Source organism: Streptomyces sp. NBC_00224, assembly GCF_041435195.1.
Classification (GTDB): domain Bacteria; phylum Actinomycetota; class Actinomycetes; order Streptomycetales; family Streptomycetaceae; genus Streptomyces.
Map to the genome: position 1 here is coordinate 7,316,898 of NZ_CP108106.1, position 25,230 is coordinate 7,342,127.

Here is a 25,230-nt window from a genome sequence, read left to right on the forward strand (position 1 = left end):
TATCTAGGAGCCTGAGCATGTACGCGTCCGTTCGCGACGACCTCCAGAACACCCTCGACGAGATCCGCGAGGCCGGTCTCTTCAAGCCCGAGCGGGTGATCTCCACCCCGCAGAACGCCTCGGTCTCCGTCCCCACCGGCGAGGTCCTGAACTTCTGCGCCAACAACTACCTGGGCCTCGCCGACCACCCCGAGGTGGTCGCCGCCGCCAAGGAGGCGCTGGACCGCTGGGGCTACGGGATGGCCTCGGTCCGCTTCATCTGCGGCACCCAGGACGTCCACAAGGAGCTGGAGGCCCGTCTTTCGGCGTTCCTCGGCCAGGAGGACACGATCCTCTACTCGTCCTGCTTCGACGCCAACGGCGGTGTCTTCGAGACCATCCTCGGCGCCGAGGACGCGGTGATCTCCGACGCCCTCAACCACGCTTCGATCATCGACGGCATCCGCCTCTCCAAGGCCGCCCGCTACCGGTACGCCAACCGCGACATGGCCGAGCTGGAGGCCAAGCTCAAGGAGGCCTCCGGTGCGCGCCGTCGCCTCATCGTCACCGACGGTGTCTTCTCCATGGACGGCTATGTCGCCCCGCTCCAGGAGATCTGCGACCTCGCCGACCGCTACGACGCGATGGTCATGGTCGACGACTCGCACGCCGTCGGCTTCGTCGGCCCCGGCGGCCGCGGCACGCCCGAGCTGCACGGCGTCATGGACCGGGTCGACATCATCACCGGCACCCTCGGCAAGGCCCTCGGCGGCGCTTCCGGCGGCTACGTCGCGGCCCGCGCCGAGATCGTCGCCCTGCTGCGCCAGCGCTCGCGCCCGTACCTCTTCTCGAACTCGCTGGCCCCGGTGATCGCCGCCGCCTCCCTGAAGGTCCTCGACCTGCTGGAGTCGGCGGGCGACCTGCGCGACAAGCTCGCCGCCAACACCTTGCTCTTCCGGACGAAGATGACCGAGGCGGGCTTCGAGATCCTGCCCGGCGACCACGCCATCGCCCCGGTCATGATCGGCGACGCCGCCGAGGCCGCCCGCATGGCCGAGCTGCTGCTTGAGCGCGGTGTGTACGTGATCGGCTTCTCCTACCCGGTGGTCCCGATGGGCCAGGCCCGTATCCGCGTCCAGCTCTCCGCGGCGCACTCCACGGCCGACGTGGAGCGGGCCGTGGCGGCGTTCATCGACGCCCGGGCGACAATGGCCGGGTGATCGACCCGCGCCGGCTCCGCATCCTGCGCGCCGCGGCGGACCACCGTACGGTGACCGCCGCGGCCGCAGCGCTGTATCTGACCCCTTCCGCCGTCTCCCAGCAGCTCGCCGCCCTGGAGCAGGAGACCGGCCACACGCTGCTGACCCGCAGCGGCAAGGGCGTACGGCTCACAGCGGCCGGCGAGATCCTCCTGGAGCACGCCAACGCGGTCCTCGCCCAGCTGGAGCGCGCGGAGGCGGAGCTGGCGGCGTACGCGGGCGGCGCGGCCGGTGATGTGACGGTGGCGGCGTTCGCCACGGGCATCGCGGAGGTGCTCGCCCCGGCCGTGGCCCTGCTGCGCGGGACGCACCCCACGATCCGGGTCCGGGTCCGCGACGCCGAGGGCGACGAGTCGCTGCCGATGGTCCTGGACGGCGAGGCGGACGTGGCGCTGGCGGTCGAGTACCGGGGCGCCCCCAGGGAGGACGACCGGCGGCTGGTCCGGGTCGCGCTCTACGCGGAGCCCTTCGACGCGGTGCTCCCGGCCGGACACCCCCTGGCGCACGCGCCCGAGGTGCGCCTGTCGGCGCTCTCCGAGGACGACTGGATCGGCCCGTACCCCGGCAACCCCTGCCACGACGTGGTCTTCCTCGCCTGTGAGCTGGCGGGCTTCGAGCCGCGGCTGATCCACTCCTCGGACGACTTCCGCGCCGTGGTGGCCCTGGCGGGCGCGGGGGCGGGCGTGGCCCTGGTGCCCCGCTCGGCGCTGCGCGGCATGGAGCAGAAGAACACGGTGGTGCGCCCGGTGGCGGGCCCCGCCGCCACCCGCCGCGTCTTCGCGGCGGTCCGCAGCGGCGCCGAGCACCACCCGCTGATCAGCCCGGTCCTGGACGCCCTGGCCCGGGCGGCGGAAGGTCTGACGACGGGCTGAGCCCGTGGGCGCACAGGGCCGGTCCGCAGGGGCGGGGTGCGAAGTCCCACCCCGGGTCGGCGCGAAGGGCGAGCGCAGAGGTTAGGTCCATGCCGGTGCCGTTCCAGTCAGTTGGCATACCACCAGGTACAGCGGGATGGGGGGTGTGTACGGGCTGGTGCCCTCGGGGCAGTGGATCATCCGCCGTCCCGGGCTCTCCGGAACGCGGGCGTCCGGGGCGTAGCGGGTCGGGTGCGGCCAGGTCAGGTCGTGGTCCGAGCCTGCCGGGACGACCCACCACCAGCAGTCGGCGTCCGCGAAGACGCACCCCGAGCGGGGCAGCCGCGCCAGGACCCGGAAGCCGTAGGACGCGGGCACCGCGACCGCGTCGCAGCCCAGAGACGCCGGGAGCGCCGGCGGCAGCACCAGTCTGCTGCCGCCGGTCGCTCCGGCGCCCCCTTGCGGGCCGGGCCCCCGAGGCCCCCCAGCCTCATCCCGGCCGCCTCTGGACAGAAGTGTGCGTGAGCTCCTCAGCATGTACGGCCCGCCCCGAGCCGGGCCCAGACGATCCGGCCGGTGCCGCGCGGCACGTCGTGGGCGCCCCAGGCGACGCTCAGCGCGTCGACGAGCAGCAGCCCGCGCCCGCCCTCCTCGCCGTCGGCCGCGTCGCACAGCGTGGGCCCGCCCGCGCCGTACCCCTGGTCCTTGACTGCGACCGTCAAGTGCCCGGCGGCGAAGGAGAGTTCGCAGGACACGCGGGTGCCGGCGGTGTGCACGACGGCGTTGGTGACGAGCTCGGAGATCACCAGTGCGGCCGCGTCCCCCAGTTCCTCGCCGAGACCCCACCGGACGGTGACCTCGGCCGTGTGGCGGCGGGCCGCGGAGGCGGATTCCGGCCGGGCAGACAGGTCGAACGCGTACCGGCGGACGTCGGCGACGGACACCGTGGGGCCCGCGCCTATGAGCTGCGGGACGAGCGCATTACCAGGGGCCACGACCGGGTCCTCACAGTGGGGAAGCGGTGTCGCACGCGACAGCCGCATGTGCTGGCGTTCACCGACCTACCTTCCACCTATCCGTGACACTTGGCAAGGGGCACTCTGAAAAATGCAGAGTGCTGTTTTCTGGGCTGAGCTGACATGGCACACTGCTCGGCAAAAGGGTTAGGGGAGGTCTGACGTGAGTGAACCCCGGTCCGCCCCGACCGTGGGGCAGGTCGTGCTGGGCCGGCGCCTACAGGATCTGCGTGAGCGGGCCGGCCTCCGGCGTGAAGAGGCGGCGAAGGTGCTCCGGGTCGCCCCCGCCACGATCCGCCGCATGGAGACGGCCGAGGTCTCACTGAAGATTCCCTACGTACAGCTGCTGCTCAAGGCGTACGGCATCGGGGACGAGGAGACGGACCGTTTCGTCGAACTCGCGGAGGAGGCCAACAAGCCGGGGTGGTGGCAGCGCTTCCACGACATCCTGCCCGACTGGTTCAGCATGTACGTCAGCCTGGAGGGCGCGGCCTCGCTCATCCGGACGTACGAGCCGCACTTCGTTCCCGGGCTGCTCCAGACCGAGGAGTACGCGCGCTCGGTGATGGACAGCGGCGCGCTCGGGCAGACCAAGGCCGCCGACATCGACCGGCACGTGGCGCTGCGCATGGAGCGCCAGTCGCTGCTCACCCGCGCCGACGCACCGCGGTTCTGGGTGATCATGGACGAGACGGTGCTGCGCCGCCCGGTGGGCGGCCCCGAGGTGATGCGCGGCCAGCTCGACCGGCTTCTGGAGGCGGCCGAGCTGCCCCATGTGACGATCCAGCTGGCGGAGTTCGCGACGGGGCACCACCCGGGCACGTACGGCCCTTTCGTCCTGTTCAGATTCGCCGTGCCGGAACTCCCGGACATGGTCTACAGCGAGTACCTGACCGGCGCGGTCTATCTGGACGCGCGTCCCGAGGTCGACACGCACCTCGAAGTCATGGACCGCATGGCGGCCCAGGCCGCGACTGCACGACGCACGAAGGAGATCCTGGCGGATCTCCGCGAGGAGCTGTGAATGGATCACATATACAACGGCATGCCGGCCCGTGAGCTCGGGACCGAGGGCTGGCACAAGCCGTGGAGCGGTGGCAACGGCGGCAACTGCGTCGAGGCCATGAAGCTGGCCGACGGCCGGGTCGCGATGCGCCAGTCGGCCGACCCGGAGGGCCCCGTTCTGATCTACACCAGCAACGAGATCGCCGCGTTCATCCTCGGCGCCAAGTCGGGCCAGGCCGACTTCCTGCTGACGTGATCCACCGGACGGCCGCCGCCCGGCGCCCCGTTGGGGCCCGGGCGGCGGCCGAGCCGTGTCAGCCGACGTCGAAGACGTTGGGCAGCCCGAGGCGGTAGCGGAATCGGTCGTCGCGCTTGAGCAGGTCGAGCTCCGGGGCGCTGTAGAGCGAGGCCACCGAGCAGCGCGGGGCCGCCGAACCCGCCCGGTCGAGCAGTGCGTTGGCGGCGAGGCGGCCCGAGGTGTTGGCGCCCTCCATCGTCGCCAGGTCGATGGGGACGGCCACGTAGTCGCCCGCCAGATAGAAGTTGGGGATCCTCGTGCCCGCCGAGGGGCGGTTGTGGAACGTGCCGACGGGGTGGATGAGCAGCTCGTCCTCGTTCCTCGGCTCGGGGGTGCCGATGCCGGAGACGCCCGGGTCCAGGAACCACGAGTGCAGCTTGCCGTCGCTGAGCACGGTCTTGCCGGTGTCGTTGACCGAGGCCTTCAGCTGCGCCCACACCTCGCGCGCGACCTCCTCGCGGGTGCACTGCTTGGCCGTCTTCCCGTATAGCATCCCGGGCTTGTCCCACTCGGAGATGTCCACCGAGAGGCAGTCCACCACCGTGCCGTCGCCGTAGTCGGTGCGGAAGTCGTGGTGCGGCCAGTGCTCGGCCTGGGCGATCGCGGTGAGCGACCAGGGGGAGTCGATGCAGTCGAAGTGGCCGTGTACCCCGTCGGGCCGCTCGGTCAGATAGAACTGGATGCCGGTCATCCAGTCCGTGCGCAGTTTGTCGCAGCGGGCCAGCTGCGGGTCGGCCGCGCGCATCGCGGCGCTCCAGGTGGGCCGGGCGTGCTCCACCGGGAGGGCGCAGACGTAGTGGTCGGCGTTCACCGTGCGGCGCACCCCGCCCGGGTCCTCGACCACGGCACCCGTCACCTTCGCGCCGTCGTACGCGAACTCCCGCAGGGTCCAGCCCAGTTGGAACTCCACGCCGAGGGTGCGCAGATGGGCCACCCAGGGGTCGATCCAGGCCTCGTTGGTGGGCGCGTTGAGGATGCGGTCGAGGGGGCCGTCCGCGCCCCGGCCGAGCGCGTTGAAGACGAACGCCTCCAGGAGTGAGCCCACCGTGCGGGTGCTGGCCTCCTCCGCCTTGGTCGCCACGATGTTGCGGGTGACGCCGACGGCGAGGATGCGCTGGTACTCGTAACTCATCTTGCCCGCCTTGGTGAACGTCCACCAGGGCGTGGCCTCCCACTGGTCGTTGCGGCGCTCGTCACAGCTGGTCAGGAAGGTGACGAGGCGGTCGGCGAAGTACGCGACCTCGCGCGCGGGCAGCCGCTGGAAGGTGCCGAGCACCCCGGTGAGGGCGCGCCGCAGCGCGTCCAGGGTGAGCTGCTGCGGGGTGCCGGACCAGGGCAGCGGCAGACGCAGGTCCTCGTAGCCGGTCCGGGCGAACATCATCTCCTTGGGTGCGATCAGGTTGTCCCAGACGCCGTGCGCGTTGCCGGGGAAGGGGATTCGCCGCATCGTGTCCGGCAGGTTGTGGTAGATCCCGGGGATGAACCGGAAGCCGTGCTCGCCCGGGAGCGGGCCGCGGCCGCCCCGGGCGCTGTCCGGCACGTCCATGCTGCGGGCCTTGCCGCCGAGCGCCCGGCGCTCGTAGAGCGTGACGCGGAAGCCGCGTTCGGCCAGTTCGTGGGCGGCGGTCAGACCGGCGACCCCGCCGCCGAGCACCACCACCGACTGCCCTGCCGCCGGGGCGGCCCCCGGGCGTGCCGCGGCCGCGGCGGGGACCGCCGCGTCGAGCCCCAGGGCGGTCGCCGCGCCCGCCACCGCCGTCCCCGCGACGAACGTGCGCCTCGTGCTGCCCGAAGTACTGCCCGAACGCTCCATGGTGCCCCCTATTACCGGTGGTAACGGTCACGTCGGCGCAGGAGCATACGGATGCGGCGGTCAAGCCGGAAGAGACAATCGAGCCCAGTGTTCCGTGGGTGCACGGCAGTTGTGTCCGACACCGGCCGTGCCGGGCGCGGCCGGGCGGATGTGGTCAGATAGGGGCATGGCCCGACGCACCCCCCGCCCCGCCCGCCCCCGGTCCCCCAAGGACTGCCCCTGCGGGCTGCCCGCGCCGTACGCCGAGTGCTGCGGCCGCTACCACGCCGGGCAGGCGGCGCCCACCGCCGAAGCGCTGATGCGCTCCCGCTTCAGCGCCTTCGCGGTCCAGGACGAGCCGTATCTGCTGCGCACCTGGCACCCCGACCACCGCCCCGCCGCCGTCGACTTCGACCCGGGGATGCGCTGGACCCGCCTGGAGATCCTGGACACCAAGGACGGCAGCGCCTTCCACACCACCGGCGAGGTCACCTTCCGCGCCCACTACACCGAGGGCGGCGACGAGGGCTCGCTGTACGAGCGGAGCCGCTTCGTCCGGCACGAGGGCGCCTGGGTGTATCTGGACGCGGTGTTCACGGACTGAACCGGATCGGCGTTTTCGGCGTCCTTCCCCGTGTATGCGGTCGTAATTGTCCGGATCAGGGGGAAAAATGTCCGACATCGCCGGGGACGAACTCGTCCCGTACACCGACCGGTTACCGATTCCCGAGGTGCTGCGGCCCGCGAAGGCCGATGTGCGCCGTGAGACCGAGATCGCCGTCCGCCCCACCTGGGTGCGGCTGCACAGCCAGCTGCCGCCCACCTTGATGTGGGGCTACAACGGCACGGTGCCCGGCCCCACCATCGAGGTGCGGCGCGGCCAGCGCGTGCGCATCGCCTGGACCAACCGGGTGCCGCGCGGCAGCGAGTACCCGGTCACCGCCGTCGAGGTGCCGCTGCGCCCGCAGGGCACCGCGCCCGCCACCACCGAGGCGGGGCGCGGGGGCGTCGAGGCCAGTGCGGACGTGGCCGCGCTGCCCGCCTGGACCGTCACGCATCTGCACGGCGCCCAGACCGGCGGCGGCAACGACGGCTGGGCCGACAACGCGGTGACGGAGGGCGACGCCCAGCTCTCCGAGTATCCGAACGACCACCAGGCCGTGCAGTGGTGGTACCACGACCACGCCATGAACATCACCCGGTTCAACGTGTACGCCGGGCTCGTCGGCACGTATCTGCTGCGCGACGACGAGGAGGACGCCCTGCGACTGCCGCGCGGGGAGCGGGAGATGCCGCTGATCCTCGCCGACCGCAACCTCGACACCGACGAGGACGGGCGCCTCAACGGGCGGCTGCTGCACAAGACGATCGTCGTCGACCCGAAGAACGCCGAGACGGGCCGGCCGGTCTCGGCCCCCTTCACCGGCCCGTTCACCACGGTCAACGGCGTCATCTGGCCGTACCTCGACACCGACGCCGCCTGGTACCGCTTCCGGCTCGTCAACGCCTCCAACGCGCGCATCTACGACCTGGTCCTCCTCGACGAGGAGGACAACCCGGTCCCCGGCGTGCTCCACCAGATCGGCAGCGACGGCGGACTGCTGCCCACCCCGGTGACGGTCGGCTTCGACACGGCGCTGCCGACGCTGACCGTGGCACCCGCCGAGCGCATGGACCTGCTCATCGACTTCCGGGAGCTGGCCGGCCGCAGCCTGCGCCTGGTCAACAAGGGAGCGGGAAAGCCCGCCGGGGTGCCCGACCCGGTGAACAACGTCCGCTATCCCCAGGTGATGGAGTTCCGGGTACGCGAGTGCCCCGAGCCCGACGCCTTCGTCCTGCCGCAGGTGCTCTCCGGCTCCTTCCGGCGGTACGCGCACGGGCAGCTGCACCACGGCCACCGGCTGGTCGTGCTCACCCCGCCCGGCACCGTCGGGGGCGGCGGCCACCCGGAGATGTGGGAGATGGCCGAGGTCACCGAGGGCCCGACCGGGCCGGCGGAGGGAGTGATCCAGCTCCAGGGCGCCGACGGCAAGGTGAAGACCTACCGGCGGATCGCCCGCACCTTCAACGACGGCCTCGGGTTCACCGTCGCCGAGGGCACCTTCGAGCAGTGGAGCTTCCTCAACCTCGGCGGTCCGGTCCACCCGATGCACATCCACCTCGCCGACTTCCAGCTGATGGGCCGTGACGCGTACACCGTGGACGGCTTCGACGCGAAGCTGGGCGGCACCCGCAAGCCGGTGGCCTACGACGCGGGCCGGCCGGTCCCGCTTGCGCCCAACGAGCGCGGCTTGAAGGACGTCTTCCGGGTCCCGGCGGGGCAGCTGGTGCGGGTGCTCGGCCGCTTCGACGGGGCGTACGGGCGGTTCATGTACCACTGCCATCTGCTGGAGCACGAGGACATGGGCATGATGCGGCCGTTCGTGGTGGCTCCGCCGGAGGCGCTCAAGTTCGACCACGCGGGCGGGCACGGCGGCCACGACGGCCACGCAGGACACTCGGGCTGAGGCACGGGGGCTCCTCGGGTCGGGGTGGGGGCGCGGCCGGGTCAGGACCGGGTCGCGCCCACCGTCTCGCGGTCGGCCGGGGGCAGACCGTTGGCCAGGTCCTCGGCGAGCAGCCGCTTGGCGATGGCGTCGGCGGCGGCCCGCAGCTCCGCGCTGCGCGGCCGGCCCCGGTCCCGCTCCAACTGCTCGTTGAGCCAGTCCGACCAGGACGCGCTGATCGCCTCGACCTCGCGCCGGCCGCCCTCGGTGAGCGAGAAGTAGGTGCCCTCGCGGGTCAGGAACCCTTCGTCGACCATCCGCTGGAAGACCGGCACCAGCACCTCCGGCGGCACATGGCGGCGGGCCGCGATCAGGCCGAGGCTCGCGTGCCCGACCATCCTGGTGAACAGCTCCACCTGCATCACCGCCCAGGCGCCCGCCATGTCGAGCCGGGAGTCGGAGCGGGTCACGATATGGCGCGCGGTGTCGATGCCGGTACTGCGGACGATCTTGCCGACCGACAGCTCCAGGAGCTTCTGCGAGTCGCCGGTGGACGGCTGCGCGAAGCCCTCGCCCATGTCGGTGGAGGAGGAGCGGGCGGTGTCGCGCAGCTCGACCTGCTTGAGGAAGAGCGCCACCAGGAACCCGACGACCGCCACCGGCACGGTCCACAGGAACACGGTGTGCAGCGAGTCCGCGTACGCCTGGACGATCGGCGCGGCCGTGGCCGAGGGCAGCGACTTGAGGCCCTCGGGGGACTGCGCGGCCCTGGCGAGCGCCGCCGGGTCCGCCCCGCCCGCCTTCGCCGCCGCCGCGATCCCGTCCGTCAGGTTCGGCTTGAGGGTGTTGGCGTAGATGGTGCCGAAGACGGCGGTGCCGAAGGAGCTGCCCAGCGTACGGAAGAAGGTCACGCCCGATGTCGCGGTGCCGAGGTCGGCGTAGTCGACGGTGTTCTGCACGGCGATCGTCAGGACCTGCATGCACAGTCCGATGCCGAGGCCCAGCACGAACATGTACAGCGACTCCAGCCAGGCGCCGCTGTCCGGTCCCATCAGCGAGAGCAGATAGAGCCCCACGCCCATCACCAGGGCGCCCACGATGGGGAAGATCCGGTACTGGCCGGTCTTGCTGACCACGTTGCCGCTGAAGATCGACGCGATCAGCAGCCCGACCACCATCGGCAGGGTGCGCACACCGGAGACGGTCGCGGAGTCGCCGTCCACGTACTGGAGGTAGGTCGGCAGGAACGTCATCGCGCCCAGCATCGCGAAGCCCACGATGAAGCTGAGGACCGAGCAGACCGTGAAGACGGGGTTGCGGAACAGCCGCATCGGCAGCATCGGCTCGACGGCCCGGGTCTCCACCCAGCAGAACAGGGCCAGCGAGGCCACACCGCCCGCGAAGAGCGCGAGGATGGTCGGCGAGGTCCAGGCGTACTCGTTGCCGCCCCAGCTCGTCGCCAGGATCAGGGCGCTCGCCCCGGCCGCGACCAGGCCGATGCCGAGGTAGTCGATCACCGGCTTGGCGACCGACCGGATGGAGGGGATGGTGCGGGCGGCGGCGATGACCACCAGGACCGCGATGGGCACGTTCACGTAGAACGCCCAGCGCCAGCTCAGATGGTCCGTGAACAGTCCGCCGAGCAGCGGCCCGATGACCGTCGCGACGCCGAACACCGCGCCGATCGCGCCCTGGTACTTGCCGCGCTCGCGCAGCGGGATCACATCCGCGATCAGCGCCATCGCGGTGACCATCAGACCGCCCGCGCCGATGCCCTGGAGCGCCCGCCAGGCGATGAGCAGCGACATGTTGGTCGCGAGGCCGCACAGGAACGAGCCGGTGATGAAGACGACCGCCGAGACCTGGAAGACCACCTTGCGGCCGAAGAGGTCGCCGAACTTGCCGACCAGGGCGGTCGCGACGGTCTCCGCGAGCAGGTACGAGGTGACCACCCAGGACATGTGCGCGGCGCCGCCGAGGTCCGAGACGATCGTCGGCAGCGCGGTGCCCACGATCGTCTGGTCCAGCGCGGCCAGCAGCATCCCGAGCATGATCGTGCCGAAGACGATGTTCCGCTGGCGGACGTCCAGCACGGGCGGCGCGGTGGGTGCCGAAGGTGCGGTGTCGCTGGCTGTGGTCACACTGGCACCCTCACACCACCGCAGGTGGGGCGCATGCGCTGTAGGCCGTGCGGGTGAGCCCGCGGGCTATTCAGCCGGGCAGCGCCGCGCGGGCTCCGTCCGGCTCGGCGGGCTGCGGCGCGCCCGTGCGCCGCAGCCTCGGCAGCGCCGGGACCGACGCCAGGAATACCAGGGTGGTCAGGACGAACGGCCAGGTGAAGGGGCGGCCCCCGGCCGGGGCCAGAAGCGCGCTCAGCGCCGGGCCCAGGACGGTCGCGGCCGCCGCCCCCGCCACCGCGAAGCCGAGACTCCACCGGTCGGCGGCGAGCAGCACCCCGCACAGGGCCATCGCCACCAGCACCGCGTTGTAGCCCATCGTCCCGTCCGCGATGTGCTCCGCCGGAGCGCCGAGCGCCCAGGCCGTGAGGATCCCCACCGCGCTGCCCGCGCAGGCCATCGCGCCCGCGAGCCGGTCGGCCGCGAAGATCCCGGCGAGGAAGATCAGTCCCACGTACCACTGGGGCACCAGGAAGATCTGGGCGACGTTGGCGAAGAAGCCGTGCACCACGTCGCGCAGCCCCAGGGCGACCGGTCCCTCGGCGGCGCGGGCGAGCGCGGCCGGGCCGTCGCCGTGGTGCCACACCCTGCTGAAGCCCGGCGCCGCGATCGTCATGGCGCTCGCCGTCAGACAGAAGGGGAGCGTCAGGGTCGGCAGGCCCCAGGTGCGCAGCACGGTGGCGGTGGCCCCGGCGACCACGATGACCAGCGCGCAGCCGCAGGCCGCGAGCAGAGCGGTGGACAGATGCGCGGCGCCCAGGCCGGCCGCGAAGCCGACGGCGACCAGACAGGCGTTGACCCCTTCGAGCCCGGCGGCGACCCGCCCCCGCTCCACGCCGAGAAGCTGGGCGGTGCCGGTGCCGACGGCGGTGCCGAGCAGCCCGTACAGGCCGTAGTGCCAGCCCGCCACGAAGAGCCCGACGGAGAAGACCGCGCCGGTCACGGCGCTCGGCACGAAGTCGACCTGAGCCTGCCCCCGCAGGACGTGGACGGCGAACCGCCCCCACCGCGCGGCGCGCGAGTGCCCCACCTGAACCCCTCCCGTCCGACGGGCTCCCGACGGCCCAGGGCACTGTAAGGGGCGCGGGGCAGGTTGGGGCAAGAGGTGCGCTCTGGTCGGAACCTCCCACAATCGTCCGCCCGGCTCGGCGGATCCGGTGGGATTGATCTCCCGTTACGCGGTGGTGCTGCGCGACGGGCGCCGGCAGCCGGTCACCGCGGCCGCCTTCGTCCGTGAAGTGGCGGACACCGCCGAGGGGTTGATGGCCGAGGAGGCGGGCCGGGCGTCGGCCCGCTCGCGCAGATGCATCGCGCGCAGCACCACCTCGGTGGCGAAGCGGTGGTCGGGGTCGGTCAGCCGGCGCCCGAAGGCCGCGTCGAGGTTGCGCATGCGGTAGCGGACGGTCTGCGGGTGGATGTGCAGCACCTCGCCGATCTGGGCGGCGGTGCCACGGGTGGCGAGCCACGCCCGTAACGTCTCGATCAGACGCTCCCGGCGGGTCGCCGTATGGCCCTGGAGCGGGGCCAGTTCACGGGCCGCGAGCAGTTCCAGGAGCGCCGGGTCCGACATGAGCAGCAGGGTGACCAGATGGTCCGCACTGTGGACGACGGGCGCCTCGGTGATGATCCCGGACAGCGCGAGGCCGAGCGCCTGGCGGGCCCAGCGCAGCGAGTCGGCCGCCCCGGCCAGGGACACCGTGGGCCCGGCCGCCGCGCGCGCCCCGCCGAGCGCCTGGGCGAGGGCCTCGCGGCGCTCCGCGTCCAGGGCGCCCGGCACCAGCAGATACGGCTGCGGGTCCCCGAGGTCCATCAGTACGTCGCCGTGCAGGGCGGTGCGGGCCGGGTGGGCGCCGGCGCTCAGCGCGACCGGGGTCAGCTCCTCCGGGAGCTGCCAGCCCGCCCGTTCGGCCAGCTCGACGAGGGTGGCCCGGGGCGTGCCGCTGCCGGACGCGATCAGGCGCAGGATCTTTCTTCGCAGCTCGTCCTGGTTGTCCTCGGCCGACGCCCTGGCCTCCAGATAGCCCTCGCTCGCCAGCGCCTCCAACTGGTCCATGTACGCGAACAGGGTGTCCGCGAAGGACAGCATGAAGACCGGGGAGAGGTTGTAGCGCTTGCCCACCTTCTTGGTGTGGCGCAGCGCGACCCGGGCGCCGACACGGAAGGTGCCGCGCAGGGTGTCCAGGCTCCCGCCCCGGGTAGCGGCGAACCGGCCGAACGTACGGATCATCTCGTCCCGCAGCGGCGAGGCCACCGAGGGCCGCACCACCTGGTCCACGAAGATGGTCAGGCTCTGCTCGATCGCCGAGTGCACGAACCGGCCGTGCGGGCCCGCGAAGACCTCCGCGAACTCCGGGTACGCACGGATCACCTCGGCCTTGATCTCGTCGAGCAGCGGCGGGAGTTCGGGCCACATGATGGTGGCGAGCTCCCGGGGGATCGGTCCCAGCTGCTCCGAGGAGGCCGATGCGTGGAGGGCGTTCGGCATGCGCGGTCCCTTTCACTGGCCGGGACGTACGGCTCGACGTTTCGGCTCGGGTGGGCGACGCACCGTGGGCCTGCTGCTGGGCCGACGTCAACTCACAACATCTGCAACATAGACCAGCCCGCGCCCGAAGGCACCAGTGCGTGCGGAGGAAATGTGTGCCCCGTGACGGGTTCTCGTTGCGGCCGGACACAAAGATGCTCGCCCCGGCACGGAAGAGGCAATGGCATTGCGTGAACGCGAGGGAAAACGTTGACCTGTGTACGAATTTTCGGGGTGCGGTCGGCCAACACGCAATAACATGCGTGCGCGTGGCGGCCGTGCGGCCGACGGCCGGATTCGGCCGTCGGGTATTGCACGGCCCGATTCCGCGCGCGTAGCGTCCTCGGTGCCCCGGGGTCGACGGCTCTCGCCGCCCCTCACGGCGGGCCGCCGCCCGCACCCCGGCGGCGCGGCCCACGCCCCAGGGCTGCGGATCCCGGCGGGGCCCCGCGATCCGTCCCCCCGGACCGCGGGGCCCCGCTCCCGCGTGCACCGGGATCTGTGCCGCCGTTGATAAGGCGAGCGCCCGGAATTGTGGCGCCGGTGACAAATAATCACCGACGGGCGAGGAGATCGGAGATTCGCGCGGAAGCGGTATTGCGGCACTGGGTTACCCGTACATAACGTCACGGCGACATCGGCCGTTCCCGGCGCCCGTAGAACCGCTATTCACAGGAGCAGAGCCATGGGCGGTGCATTCGACCGGCGTGGTGCCGCTATCGCCGCCGCGCTCGGCGTGATCGCGCTTCTCCTCGGCCTTGTTCCGGCATCGGGGACAATTGCGCGGGACCGCGAGACGGGCGTTCAGGCCATTTACGCCTGCGAGTCGGGCTCGGTGCGCCGGGCCGTCACCATCGGCTTCACCGGCGTCTATCCGCGGGGCGGCCGTCCCGGACAGCCGCTGCGGGCCGAGCGGTTCACCGTACGCCCCGAGCTGCCCCCCGACGCGGCCACCGCGCTCCTGCCCCCGGGCACCACACAGGTCTCCGGCACCGCCCGCCTCGCGGTCGAGGTCGCCCAGAACGGCACCTCGGCCCGCGCCGACTGGGCGGGGCTCACCGCGCCCGCTGCGAGCGGCCTGCGGCCGGTGTTCACGGGGGAGGTCGCGGCGATCACGGTGGGGGCACCGGGGGAAGTGACGCTCATGGCGGGGGAGTTGACGTTGATGCTTCAGGCGACACCGGCACCGGATTCCCCATCGGGATCGGATTCCCCGTCGGGACTGGCTTCGGCTCCGGTACCGGGAACCTCGCAGTCGCCCAGCCCGTCGGGCATGCCCCAACATCCAACCCCCACAGCCCCGTTGGAGCTGCACTGCCTTCCTGTAGCAGCCCCTGGCCCGCTCCTCGCCGCCTGGACGGTGACCGGGCCCTCGGCCCCGAGCACTGCCCCCGCCTCCCCGGTCCCGTCCACGAGCGCGGACACCCAGACGCCCAAGCCCGCGATCCAGGTCGGCCCCGGCCCGCTCGCCACCGCGCCCGTCTGCCCGGCGGACCCGCCCGCCGGGGAGCTCAACCCGAGCAGGCTGCCGAAGCCCCCGCCGGGGGCGGTCGAGGGCAGTCTGGGCGCCTCGCTCTGTGTGGTCGCCGTCGGCTACACCACCGTCCACAAGCTCGGCAGCGCGATGATCATCAACGATCCGCACGGCAGCCCCGGCCCGATGCACCTCAACCTCGGCAAGCGCACGGTCAGCGCCCCCGGCTACGACGAGTCGGACTCGGTCGGACTGCTGCACTTCCCCGACGCCCGGTCCACGTTCCTCGTCTTTGGCTTCCAGCCCACCAGTGCCGAGGTCAGCTTCGAGCCGGAGCCGGTCACCGTCGTCAACATCCGGCGCGGCGAGACGTTCACCACCGCCATCGCCTACCGGCAGTACCTGCGCGTCCACGACGTGAGCGTCAACGGAGTGCCGCTGGACGTGGGGCCGCGCTGCCGCACCGCCCGGCCGTTCGACACCGTGCTGAGCGGTGCGTACAACTTCCTGACCGGCGGGGTCCTCGACGGGGAGATCACCATCCCGCCGTTCGTCGGCTGCGGCGGCCGGGGCGAGGACCTGTCGCCGCTGTTCACCGCCGCCCTCTCCGGCCCGGGCAACGCCGTCCGGATCCGGCAGGGGCAGCTCGCGGGCGCCGGCAGCGCCCCGCCCGTCCCCGAACTGCCCCAGCGCTGAGGAGCCGCCTAGCCATGGGAATCGACGTGGTCGTCGAGGGGCTGACCAAGGCCTTCGGACGGCAGACCATCTGGCAGGACGTCACGCTCACCCTGCCCGCGGGCGAGATCAGCGTGATGCTCGGCCCCTCCGGCACCGGCAAGACCGTGTTCCTGAAAGCGATCGTCGGACTGCTCAGGCCGGACCGGGGCCGGGTCCTCGTCGACGGCGTCGACATGGCCAACAGCCGTGAGAAGGACATCTACGAGGCCCGCAAGCTCTTCGGGCTGCTCTTCCAGGACGGGGCGCTCTTCGGCTCGATGAGCCTCTTCGACAACATCGCCTTCCCGCTGCGCGAGCACACCAGGAAGAAGGAGTCGGAGATCCGCCGGATCGTCATGGAGCGCATGGACGTGGTGGGCCTGGCCGGAGCCGAGCGGAAGCTGCCCGGTGAGATCTCCGGCGGGATGCGCAAACGGGCCGGTCTCGCGCGGGCGCTCGTCCTCGACCCGCAGATCATCCTCTGCGACGAGCCGGACTCCGGCCTCGATCCGGTACGCACCTCGTACCTCTCCCAGCTGCTCATCGACATCAACACCCAGCTCGACGCGACCATGCTGATCGTCACCCACAACATCGACATCGCGACCACCGTCCCGGACAACATGGGGATGCTGTTCTGCCGCGAGCTGGTCGCCTTCGGGCCCCGCGAGGTGCTGCTGACCAGCGAGGAGCCGGTCGTCGAGCAGTTCCTCACCGGGCGCAGGGCCGGGCCCATCGGCATGTCGGAGGAGAAGGACCGGGCGACCATCGCCGAGGAGGCCTCGCACGGCCTGGTCGTCGGCCCGCCCGTCCTGCGCACCCTGGCACCGCAGCTGGGACCCACCCCCGGCCTGCCGGTCCGCCGGGCCGTCCAGCGCCGCCGCGCCCGGGTGCGCGCGCTGCTCGACGAGCTTCCGCCCGCCGCCCGCGCGGCCGTCGAGGCGGATCTGCGGGACGCGCCGCAGCCCGCGGCGCCGGGCGGCGTCGACGGCGCCACGCTCGTACGGACAAGGCCCCTGCACACCTACGAGGGCGGGGGCCCGGCATGAGCGCGCCTTCCGAGCCGGGGGCCAAGGGGGCCGTCGAGGCGCCGGTGCCACGGCCGCCGCTGCGCGTCCTCACCCCCCTGCGCGAGACCGGCAGGCTCTTCGCGCTGGGGTGGACCGTCGTACGGCTGACGTTCCGGCGGCCGTTCCAGGCGCGGGAGTTCATCGAGCAGTTCTGGTTCATCGCCAGTGTCACCATCCTGCCCGCGATGCTGGTGACGATCCCGTTCGGCGCGGTCATCGCCCTCCAAGTGGGCTCCCTCATCCAGCAGTTCGGCGCCCAGTCCTTCACCGGCGGCGCGAGCGTGCTCGTCCTCGTCCAGCAGGCCAGCCCGCTCATCGTGTCGCTGCTGATCTCCGGGGTGGCGGGCTCGGCGATCTGCGCGGACCTCGGTGCGCGGACGATCCGCGAGGAGCTGGAGGCCATGGAGGTCATGGGCGTCTCGCCGGTGCAGCGGCTCGTCGTGCCCAGGGTCCTCGCGGTCATGTCGGTCGGGCTGCTGCTCAACGGCCTGGTGTCGGTGGTGGGGACGCTCGGCGGCTACTTCTTCGCCGTGATCGTGCAGCACGGCACCCCCGGCGCGTACCTCGCCAGTTTCTCCGCCCTCGCCCAGCTCTCCGACCTGCTGATCGGCGAACTCAAGGCGGTGCTCTTCGGGTTCATCGCCGGAGTGGTCGCCGCCTACCGGGGCCTGCACCCCAAGGGCGGGCCGAAGGGCGTGGGGGACGCGGTGAACCAGTCCGTCGTCTTCACCTTCCTGATCCTGTTCTTCGTCAACATGGTGCTGACGGCCCTGTACCTCCAGCTGGTCCCGGCGAAGGGGCTCTGACATGGCGCTCCTGGACCGGGCCCGCGGCCGCACCCGTACCGACACCGGAGCCGGAGCCGGAGCCGGAGCACGCGAGCCGAGCCGGCTGTTCGCCTGGCTGGACCGCCCCGGCGACGAGCTCCTGTTCTACCTCCGCGCCCTCCTCTGGATCCCGCGCGCGGTCCGCCGTTACCCCAAGGAGGTCCAGCGCATCTTCGCCGAGGTCTCCTTCGGCACCGGCGGGCTGAGCGTCATCGGCGGCACGGTCGGCGTGATGATCGGCATCACCGTCTTCACCGGAACCGTCGTCGGCCTCCAGGGGTACGCGGCGCTCAGCCAGATCGGCACCGACGCCTTCACCGGCTTCGTCTCCGCGTACTTCAACACCCGCGAGATCGCCCCGCTGGTAGCCGCGCTCTCCCTCTCCACCACGGTGGGCGCGGGCTTCACCGCCCAGCTCGGCGCGATGCGCATCAATGAGGAGATCGACGCGCTGGAGAGCATGGGGGTGCGCTCGATGCCGTACCTCGTCTCGACGCGGATCGTGGCGGGCGCGGTGGCGATCGTCCCGCTGTACGGGATCGGGCTGCTCGGGTCGTTCCTGGCGTCCCGGATGGTCACGGTCCTCTTCAACAACCAGTCCACCGGCACCTACGACCACTACTTCCACCTCTTCCTCGCCCCGACCGACGTGCTGCTCTCCTTCCTCAAGGTGCTGGTCTTCAGCGTCCTGGTGATCATGGCGCACTGCTATTACGGCTACCGCGCCACCGGCGGACCGGCGGGCGTCGGCGTGGCCGTGGGCCGGTCGGTGCGGACCGCGATCGTGCTGATCAGCGTCACGGACTTCTTCCTCAGCCTGGCGCTGTGGGGCGCCACGACCACGGTGAAGGTGGCGGGATGAGCGCGCCCGTGCGGGAGAGGCCTTTCGGCACCCGGGCGAAGGAGCGCCCGGTGGACACCGTGCTCGCCCGCCGCCGCAGACTGGCCGGGCTGGTGTACCTGCTCCTGCCGATCCCCCTGATCTGGCTGTCGCTCGCCTTCTACCACCACGACTTCGAGGACACCGCCCGGGTGGTCGTGGAGGCCGGATCGGTCGGCAACGAGATGCGCCCGCAGGCCGATGTGAAGCTGCGGGGCGTGGTGATCGGGCGCGTCGAGAAGATCGACACGGACGGCAGGACCGCCCGGCTCACCCTCGCCATGAGGCCGGGGCAGCTGCGCCGGGTGCCCTCGGACGTATCGGCCCAGTTGCTGCCCACCACGCTCTTCGGCCAGCGGTACGTGGCGCTCGTGCCGCCCGCGCGGCCCTCCGCGCGACCGCTGGCGCCCGGCAGCGTCATCCCGAAGGACCGCAGCCGCAAAGCCGTCGAGCTGGAGACGGCGCTCAACCACCTGCTGCCGCTGCTGACCGCCGTACAGCCGCAGAAGCTGTCCGCGACGCTCACGGCCGTCTCGGACGCACTGCGCGGACGCGGCGACAAGATCGGTGCGTCACTGGCCCAACTCGACGCGTATCTGGGGAAGTTCAACCCTCAGCTGCCCGTCCTCAACCGGGACATCAAGGAGTTCGTGCGGGTGAGCGAGGGGTACGCGCAGGCGGCGCCGGATATCGTCGACGCGCTCTACGACGCGACCACCACCAGCGCCACGCTCGCCGCCGAGCAGCACCGACTGGCGGCGGTGTACGCGTCGGTGACCACCTCGTCGCGGGACCTCACCACCTGGATCCGGCAGAACCGGGCCAACCTCATCCGGGTCACGGCCACGAGCCGCCCCTCCCTCCAGATCTTCGGCCGGTACGCCCCCGCCTTCCCCTGCACCCTGAAGACCCTTGCCGACTTCGTCCCCGCGATGGACCGCGCCCTCGGCAAGGGCACCGACGAGCCGGGGCTGCACGTCGACGTGACGGTGGTCCGGGACCGGGGTGCCTACCGGCCGGGCCATGACGCGCCGAGCTACACCGCCACCGGCGGCCCGGCCTGCCACCCGGTCCCCTACGGCGGCCCCACGGCATCGGGCCGGGACCCGGCGAACGCTTCCCCGGCGCTCGCCACGGTCGGCGGCGGGCTCGGCGTGGCCAACTCCCCGCAGGAGAACACCCTGGTGAACGAGGTGCTCGCGGCCGGGGACAGGCGGACGCCCGACGCGCTGCCCGACTGGTCGAGCGTGTTCGCCGGGCCGGTGCTGCGGGGAGCGGAGGTGAGGCTGAAGTGAACCGGGCCCCACTCACCGGACCGCTCGTCAAGTCGGCGGTCTTCGTCCTGGTCACCGTGCTGGCCACCACCGTGCTCGCGCTGAGCATCAGCAACACGGGCCTGGGCGACAAGGACACGTACAAGGCGTGGTTCACCGACGCCACCGGGCTCACCGAGGGCGACTCGATACGGATCGCGGGCGTCAAGGTCGGCCAGGTCGAGTCGGTCGGCATCGTCCAACGCCGGTACGCGGAGGTGAAGTTCTCCGTGAAGCGGGGCAGGGCGCTGCCCGCCTCCAGCACCGCCTCGATCAAATACCTCAACATGGTCGGCCAGCGCTATGTCGCCCTGGAGCGCGGCACCGGCCCGCTCGGGCAGCCGCCGCTGCGGCCGGGCGGGACGATTCCGCTGCGCCGCACCTCGCCCGCGCTCGACCTCACCCAGCTGTTCAACGGCTTCCAGCCGCTCTTCCAGGGGCTCTCCCCGGCCGAGACCAACAAGCTGGCCGGCTCTGTCGTCCAGGTCCTCCAGGGCGAGGGCCCCACCGTGGAGAGCCTGGTCACCGCCATCGGGTCGGTCACCAGCACGCTCGCCGCCAAGGACACGGTGATCGGGTCGGTCGTCGACAACCTCAACACCGTGCTGCGGACGGTCAACACCCGCGAGACCCGGCTGACCGGCCTCATCGACACCCTCGACGAGCTGGTGGCGGGCCTCTCCGGCGACCGCAAGCCCATCGGGCAGGCGATCAGCTCCCTCGCCGCGCTGACCACCAGCACCGCGGGACTGCTCGACGAGGGCCGGGCGCCGCTGCGGAGCAGCATCGACCAGCTGGGCCGGGTCTCCGCCAACCTCGCGGACAACGGGCCGCTGCTCGAACAGTTCCTGCGGCGCACCCCCGCCAAGATGCGGGCCGTCACCCGCCTTTCCTCGTACGGGAGTTGGCTCAATCTGTATCTCTGCGAGGCCAGGGTCACCGGGGTCGCCACCGACGACGGCAGCCCGCCCCCCACCGGCATCGCGATCAAGGACCAGAGGTGCCGCCGATGACGTCCTTACGCATCCGACGCATCCGACGCGTCCGCGAACAGGCGCGCAGACCGCTCGCCGAGCGGCACCCCGTGGCGATCGCCGTCGTCGGTCTGCTCGCCATGTCCCTGATCGGGCTGCTCGTCTACAACGTCAAGGCGCTGCCCTTCCTCGGCGGCGGGACGCGCTACACCGCCGACTTCAAGGAGTCGGCCGGGCTCCACCCCGGCGACGAGGTCCGCATCGCGGGCGTGAAGGTCGGCGAGGTGAACGCGGTCGGGCTCGACGGGCCCAAGGTGAAGGTGGCCTTCACCGTCAAGGACGCCTGGGTCGGCGACGCCAGTACGGTCGGCATCGCCATCAGGACGCTCCTCGGCTCCAAGTACCTGGCGGTCGACCCGCGCGGCACCGCCGCCCAGAACCCGCACCGGCGCATCCCGATCGCCCGCACGACCTCCCCGTACGACGTGCTGGACGCGCTCGACGGACTCGGCGAGACCGTGGGCGAGCTCGACACGCGGTCGCTCGCCAAGAGCTTCGAGACGCTCTCGGCCACCTTCAGGAAGACCCCGCCGAACGTGCACAAGGCCGTCACCGGCCTGGCCGACCTGTCGCTGACCATCGCCGGCCGCGACGAGCAGATCACCCGGCTGCTCAAGGGCACCGACCAGGTCACCAGGACGCTGGACGGCAAGAAGGACCGGGTGCGCGGCCTGCTCGCCAACGGCGGGCAGCTCCTCGCCGAGGTCGGCTACCGCAGGGACGCCATCCACGGCCTGCTCACCGGTGCCCAGAACCTGAGCGCCCAGCTCAGCGGGGTCGTCACGGACAACCGGGCCAGGCTCGGCCCCGCACTCGACTCGCTCGACCGCGTCACGGCGGTCCTCACCAGGAACAAGGCGGGCCTCGACAGGATCCTGGCTCAGGCGGGGCCGTACTACCGCCTGGTCGGCAACACCCTGGGCAACGGCCACTGGATGGACAGCTATCTGTGCGGCCTCGTCCCCAAGACGTATCTGCCCCCGGGCAGCACACCACCGGACGGCTGCATGCCCCCGAAGTCAGGGAGCCCGAAACCAAGGGACATGAAACCACCGAAGGGGAGCCGGAGTTGAGGACTTCGCGAGTCACGCTGCCCCGGCCGCGCAAGCTCCTCGTGCTCGGCATCGCCTTCGCGCTGCTGGTCGCGGCCACCGTCGCGGCCGTCGCCGTGCGTGTCCTGGGCGACGACGGCGCCCTGCACCTCACCGCGTACTTCGACCGGACGGTCGGCGTGCACGAAGGGTCGGACCTGCGCGTCCTGGGCGTACGCGTCGGCAGTGTCGGCCGCATCCGGCCCGAGGGCAGACAGGTGCGCGTCGGCCTGAGCGTCAGGAAGGGGGTGCGGATTCCCGAGCTCGTACAGGCGGTTGTGGTCGCCCCCAGCGTGGTCTCCGGCCGCTTCGTGCAGCTCAGCCCCGCCTACAGTGGCAGCGGACCGACCCTGCCGGACGGTGCGGTCATCCCGCGCGAGCGGACCGCGACGCCGATGGAGGTCGACGAGCTGGCCAAGAGCGTCAGCGGCCTCGTCGACGCGCTCGGCCCCGGCGGCGCCAACAAGAAGGGCGCGCTCGCGGACCTCATCGACACCGGTGCCAAGAACCTGAAGGGCAACGGCGACGCCGTCGGCCGTACCGTCCAGCAGCTCGGCGGCGCCGCCAAGGTCCTCGGCGGATCCAGCGCCGACCTGGTCAGGACCGTGCGCCAACTCCAGTCGTTCGTCACGATGCTGAAGGAGAACGACGGCACGGTCCGCACCACCGAACAGCGGCTCTCCGACGTCACCACCTTCCTCGCGGGGGAGAAGGACGACCTGGCCGCCGCGCTGCGACAGCTCGGGACCGCCCTCGGCCAGGTGAAGACCTTCATCCGCGACAACCGGGGCACACTGAAGACGGACGTCGACCGGCTCGCCACCCTCACCCGGTCACTCGTCGAGCAACGGGCGTCCCTGGGCGAGGCGTTGGACACCCTGCCGCTCGCCGCGTCCAACCTGGAGAACGCCTACGACCCGGCGACCCGCACCATCGACGGCCGTGCCGACCTCAACGAGCTCGGCCTGCTGCCGCTGCCCGCCGCCGAGACGTACGGGCGGCGCGCGCCGGGGGCCGGGCGATGAGGCGCGCGGTCGCGCGGGCCGGACTCGCGCTGTGCGCCGCGGCCGTCGTCACGGGGCTCGCGATGGTGCCGGGCGGGTGCGGTGTGCCGTCGTTCCACGGCATCGAGGACCTGCCGCTGCCCGGCGGCGCCGACCTCGGCAGCCATCCGTACCGCGTCACCGCGGTCTTCAAGGACGTGACCAGTCTCTTCCCGCAGTCGTCGGTCAAGGTCAACGACGTCGCGGTGGGCCGGGTCGAGAAGATCACGGTGAGCGGCGACGACTGGCTGGCCCGGGTGACCATGAAGGTCAACGGCAAGGTGCGCCTGCCCGCCGACGCCTACGCCAACCTGGAGCAGTCCAGCCTGCTCGGCGAGAAGTACATCCAGCTCGTCGCGCCCCAGGACCTGGCGCCGCGCCCCGACCTCAACGACACCTCGGGCCTGCGGAACGCCGCCGCGCACGAGGTCGCGCCACTGGCGGACGGCGCGGTGATCCCGCTCGCGCGCACCAACCGCAACGCCGAGGTGGAAGAGGTCTTCGGCGCCCTGTCGATGCTGCTCAACGGCGGTGGTGTGCAGCAGATCAACACCATCACGCGCGAGCTCAACCGCGCCCTCGACGGCCGGCAGTCCTCGGCCCGTTCCGTACTCACCCGGATCGGCACCTTCGCCAAGGACCTCGACGCGCACCGCGGCGACATCACGGACGCGCTCGGCGCCCTCGACCGGCTGTCGTCCACCGTGGCCACCCGGGACGCCCGCGTCGGCACGGTACTGGACCGGCTCGGCCCCGGCCTCAAGGTGCTCCGGGACCAGCGCGGCTCGCTCGTCACCATGCTCAGGTCCCTGGACACGCTCTCGACGGCGGCGGTCGGCACGGTCGACCGCACCAGGGCCGACATCGTCGCCGACCTGCGGGCGCTCGCGCCCACGCTGAAGGGCCTGGCCGACGCGGGCCAGAACCTGCCCGCCTCGCTCCAGGTGCTGATGACGTATCCGTTCACCGACGAGGTGCTGAGCGGCGTCAAGGGCGACTACCTCAACGTCTATCTCAAGGTCGCCGCGGCGCCCGGCACCGTGATCCTCCCCGCGCACGGCGGAGCCGCACGGGCCGGATCCGCGCCGACCGGATCCGCGTCCACCGGGGGCGCGCTGCCGCTGCCGTCCGTCGGGGAAGGCGGTGCCCGGTGATCACCCTCGGCACGCACCTCAAGAACCTCGCCTTCCTGCTGCTCGGCGCGCTGGTGCTCGGCTACATCGGAGTGACGTACGCGGACCTGGGACGCTTCGTCGGCGCGCCGGGCTCGTACACCGTGCGGGTCCAACTCGCGGAGACCGGCGGCCTGTTCACCGGGTCCGACGTCACCTACCGAGGCGTCGACATCGGCCGGGTCCGCAGCATCGCGCTGACCCGCGACGGCGTGGAGGCGCGGCTCGCCATCGACGACGGCACCCCGCCGATCCCCGCCGACCTGGACGCGAAGGTGGCAGGTCTTTCGGCGGTCGGCGAGCAGTACCTCGACCTCGCCCCCCGCACCGACCGGGGGCCCTACCTCCGCGACGGCGACACCGTCGCCCGCGAGGACACCAGCACACCCGCCCCCATCACCCAACTCCTCACCGGTGTCGACTCCTTGGCGGCATCGGTGCCGACGGACGAGCTGCGCACCGCCGTCGACGAGCTCGGCAAGGCGTTCGCCAACCAGGGCTCCAACCTCCAGGTGCTCCTGGACGCGGGCAGCCAGTTCCTCAACGCCGCCGACCAGGCGCTGCCCGCCACCACCGAGCTGCTCGCCGACGGGGAGACCGTGCTGAAGACCCAGGCCGACAGCACCCGGGCCCTCACCTCCTTCGCCACCGGGGCCCGTCGACTCGCCCGGCAGCTCAAGGACTCGGACTCCGACCTCCGCCGCGTCATCGACGAAACCCCGGGCACGGCGGACGAGTTCACCGCGCTGCTGCGAGACACCGACCCCGGTCTGAGTGTGCTGCTCGCCAACCTCACCACCACCTCCGAGCTCCTGGTCACCCGGCAGCGCGGCATCGAGGAGCTGATGGTGCGGCTGCCCCGGGTGGCCGCCGCGGGCTCCACCGCCGTCGGGCCGGGCGGGGTGAACTTCGGCATGGTCACCACCTTCTTCAAGCCACTGCCCTGCACGAAGGGCTACGAGGGCACCCGCTACCGCAACGGCCTCGACACATCCGGGAGTACGCAGGTGAACACCGCGGCACGCTGCACCGCCCCGGCCGCGAGCGGCCAGAACGTCCGCGGCTCGGGCAACGCGCCCAAGGGGCCGCTGCCCACACCGGCCGTGCCGGGCGCGCTGACCGGCTCCGGGTCCGGCGGGGGAGTCGGGGTGCTGGACGCGCCCTCCGTACCGCCGCAGAGCCCGACGAACCTCGCCGGTCTGCTGGGACTGGGGGAGTGAGG

The 25,230-nt window shown here is 72.0% G+C and carries 22 protein-coding genes; 16 read left to right on the forward strand and 6 right to left on the reverse strand.

Translation table 11 applies throughout. The annotated features are described in order from the left end of the window. Positions 1 to 17 precede the first annotated feature (17 nt). Positions 18 to 1,199, forward strand: a complete 1,182-nt coding sequence (locus OG965_RS32640) for a glycine C-acetyltransferase (protein ID WP_371655645.1) — start codon at positions 18 to 20, stop codon at positions 1,197 to 1,199. Then, positions 1,196 to 2,110, forward strand: a complete 915-nt coding sequence (locus OG965_RS32645; RefSeq protein ID WP_371655646.1) for a LysR family transcriptional regulator — start codon at positions 1,196 to 1,198, stop codon at positions 2,108 to 2,110. The genes OG965_RS32640 and OG965_RS32645 overlap by 4 nt, the downstream gene beginning before the upstream one ends. An 81-nt stretch (positions 2,111 to 2,191) precedes the next feature. On the opposite strand, the gene OG965_RS32650 is transcribed toward OG965_RS32645, so the two are convergent. Beyond that, entirely contained in the window at positions 2,192 to 2,626 is a 435-nt protein-coding gene (locus tag OG965_RS32650) for a hypothetical protein (protein WP_371655647.1), read from the reverse strand. After that, positions 2,620 to 3,084, reverse strand: coding sequence for an ATP-binding protein (locus OG965_RS32655; RefSeq protein ID WP_371655648.1), 465 nt, complete (start codon positions 3,082 to 3,084; stop codon positions 2,620 to 2,622). Before OG965_RS32655 ends, OG965_RS32650 begins: the two co-directional genes overlap by 7 nt. A 184-nt stretch (positions 3,085 to 3,268) precedes the next feature. Here OG965_RS32655 and OG965_RS32660 point away from each other — a divergent pair, with 184 nt between their 5' ends. Beyond that, the gene (locus OG965_RS32660; protein ID WP_371655649.1) at positions 3,269 to 4,129 is read left to right on the forward strand and encodes a helix-turn-helix domain-containing protein; all 861 of its coding nucleotides are present in this window, start codon (positions 3,269 to 3,271) and stop codon (positions 4,127 to 4,129) included. Next, entirely contained in the window at positions 4,130 to 4,366 is a 237-nt protein-coding gene (locus OG965_RS32665) for a DUF397 domain-containing protein (protein WP_371655650.1), read from the forward strand. A 58-nt stretch (positions 4,367 to 4,424) separates the two neighbouring features. Here OG965_RS32665 and OG965_RS32670 read toward each other — a convergent pair whose 3' ends face one another. Then, positions 4,425 to 6,221 carry an FAD-dependent oxidoreductase gene (locus tag OG965_RS32670; RefSeq protein ID WP_371655651.1) on the reverse strand — a complete coding sequence of 599 codons (1,797 nt, stop codon included), beginning with the start codon at positions 6,219 to 6,221 and terminating at the stop codon, positions 4,425 to 4,427. A 166-nt stretch (positions 6,222 to 6,387) separates the two neighbouring features. Here OG965_RS32670 and OG965_RS32675 point away from each other — a divergent pair, with 166 nt between their 5' ends. Next, the gene (locus OG965_RS32675) at positions 6,388 to 6,804 is read left to right on the forward strand and encodes a YchJ family protein (RefSeq protein ID WP_371655652.1); all 417 of its coding nucleotides are present in this window, start codon (positions 6,388 to 6,390) and stop codon (positions 6,802 to 6,804) included. 67 nt (positions 6,805 to 6,871) lie between these two features. Continuing rightward, positions 6,872 to 8,707 (forward strand): O-aminophenol oxidase PhsA, encoded by a 1,836-nt coding sequence (phsA, locus tag OG965_RS32680; protein ID WP_371655653.1) that lies wholly within the window; start codon positions 6,872 to 6,874, stop codon positions 8,705 to 8,707. 41 nt (positions 8,708 to 8,748) lie between these two features. On the opposite strand, the gene OG965_RS32685 is transcribed toward phsA, so the two are convergent. From OG965_RS32685 to OG965_RS32695, 3 genes are all read right to left on the reverse strand, one after another. Next, complete coding sequence (locus OG965_RS32685) at positions 8,749 to 10,827, reverse strand: DHA2 family efflux MFS transporter permease subunit (RefSeq protein WP_371655654.1); 2,079 nt, start codon at positions 10,825 to 10,827, stop codon at positions 8,749 to 8,751. 70 nt (positions 10,828 to 10,897) lie between these two features. Then, positions 10,898 to 11,893 (reverse strand): urea transporter, encoded by a 996-nt coding sequence (locus OG965_RS32690; RefSeq protein WP_371655655.1) that lies wholly within the window; start codon positions 11,891 to 11,893, stop codon positions 10,898 to 10,900. Between the two features lie 144 nt (positions 11,894 to 12,037). After that, the gene (locus OG965_RS32695) at positions 12,038 to 13,348 is read right to left on the reverse strand and encodes a helix-turn-helix domain-containing protein (RefSeq protein ID WP_371655656.1); all 1,311 of its coding nucleotides are present in this window, start codon (positions 13,346 to 13,348) and stop codon (positions 12,038 to 12,040) included. Between the two features lie 724 nt (positions 13,349 to 14,072). Between OG965_RS32695 and OG965_RS32700 the strand changes: the two genes are divergently transcribed. The 10 genes from OG965_RS32700 (at position 14,073) to OG965_RS32745 (ending at position 25,228) form a co-directional block, all read left to right on the forward strand. Beyond that, the gene (locus tag OG965_RS32700) at positions 14,073 to 15,557 is read left to right on the forward strand and encodes a DUF6801 domain-containing protein (protein ID WP_371655657.1); all 1,485 of its coding nucleotides are present in this window, start codon (positions 14,073 to 14,075) and stop codon (positions 15,555 to 15,557) included. Between the two features lie 14 nt (positions 15,558 to 15,571). Beyond that, a complete protein-coding gene (locus OG965_RS32705; RefSeq protein ID WP_371655658.1) occupies positions 15,572 to 16,627 on the forward strand; it encodes an ABC transporter ATP-binding protein in 1,056 nt (351 codons plus the stop codon). Continuing rightward, positions 16,624 to 17,454: an MlaE family ABC transporter permease gene (locus tag OG965_RS32710; protein ID WP_371655659.1), complete on the forward strand. Its 831-nt coding sequence runs from the start codon at positions 16,624 to 16,626 to the stop codon at positions 17,452 to 17,454. Before OG965_RS32705 ends, OG965_RS32710 begins: the two co-directional genes overlap by 4 nt. An 85-nt stretch (positions 17,455 to 17,539) precedes the next feature. Then, a complete protein-coding gene (locus tag OG965_RS32715) occupies positions 17,540 to 18,337 on the forward strand; it encodes an MlaE family ABC transporter permease (RefSeq protein WP_371657121.1) in 798 nt (265 codons plus the stop codon). Further along, positions 18,334 to 19,650 (forward strand): MCE family protein, encoded by a 1,317-nt coding sequence (locus tag OG965_RS32720; protein ID WP_371655660.1) that lies wholly within the window; start codon positions 18,334 to 18,336, stop codon positions 19,648 to 19,650. The genes OG965_RS32715 and OG965_RS32720 overlap by 4 nt, the downstream gene beginning before the upstream one ends. Then, the gene (locus tag OG965_RS32725; protein WP_371655661.1) at positions 19,647 to 20,681 is read left to right on the forward strand and encodes an MCE family protein; all 1,035 of its coding nucleotides are present in this window, start codon (positions 19,647 to 19,649) and stop codon (positions 20,679 to 20,681) included. Before OG965_RS32720 ends, OG965_RS32725 begins: the two co-directional genes overlap by 4 nt. After that, the gene (locus OG965_RS32730; protein WP_371655662.1) at positions 20,678 to 21,775 is read left to right on the forward strand and encodes an MCE family protein; all 1,098 of its coding nucleotides are present in this window, start codon (positions 20,678 to 20,680) and stop codon (positions 21,773 to 21,775) included. The genes OG965_RS32725 and OG965_RS32730 overlap by 4 nt, the downstream gene beginning before the upstream one ends. Then, the gene (locus OG965_RS32735) at positions 21,772 to 22,818 is read left to right on the forward strand and encodes an MCE family protein (RefSeq protein WP_371655663.1); all 1,047 of its coding nucleotides are present in this window, start codon (positions 21,772 to 21,774) and stop codon (positions 22,816 to 22,818) included. Before OG965_RS32730 ends, OG965_RS32735 begins: the two co-directional genes overlap by 4 nt. Continuing rightward, complete coding sequence (locus OG965_RS32740) at positions 22,815 to 23,990, forward strand: MlaD family protein (protein WP_371655664.1); 1,176 nt, start codon at positions 22,815 to 22,817, stop codon at positions 23,988 to 23,990. The genes OG965_RS32735 and OG965_RS32740 overlap by 4 nt, the downstream gene beginning before the upstream one ends. Beyond that, entirely contained in the window at positions 23,987 to 25,228 is a 1,242-nt protein-coding gene (locus tag OG965_RS32745) for an MCE family protein (RefSeq protein WP_371655665.1), read from the forward strand. Before OG965_RS32740 ends, OG965_RS32745 begins: the two co-directional genes overlap by 4 nt. Positions 25,229 to 25,230 lie beyond the last annotated feature (2 nt).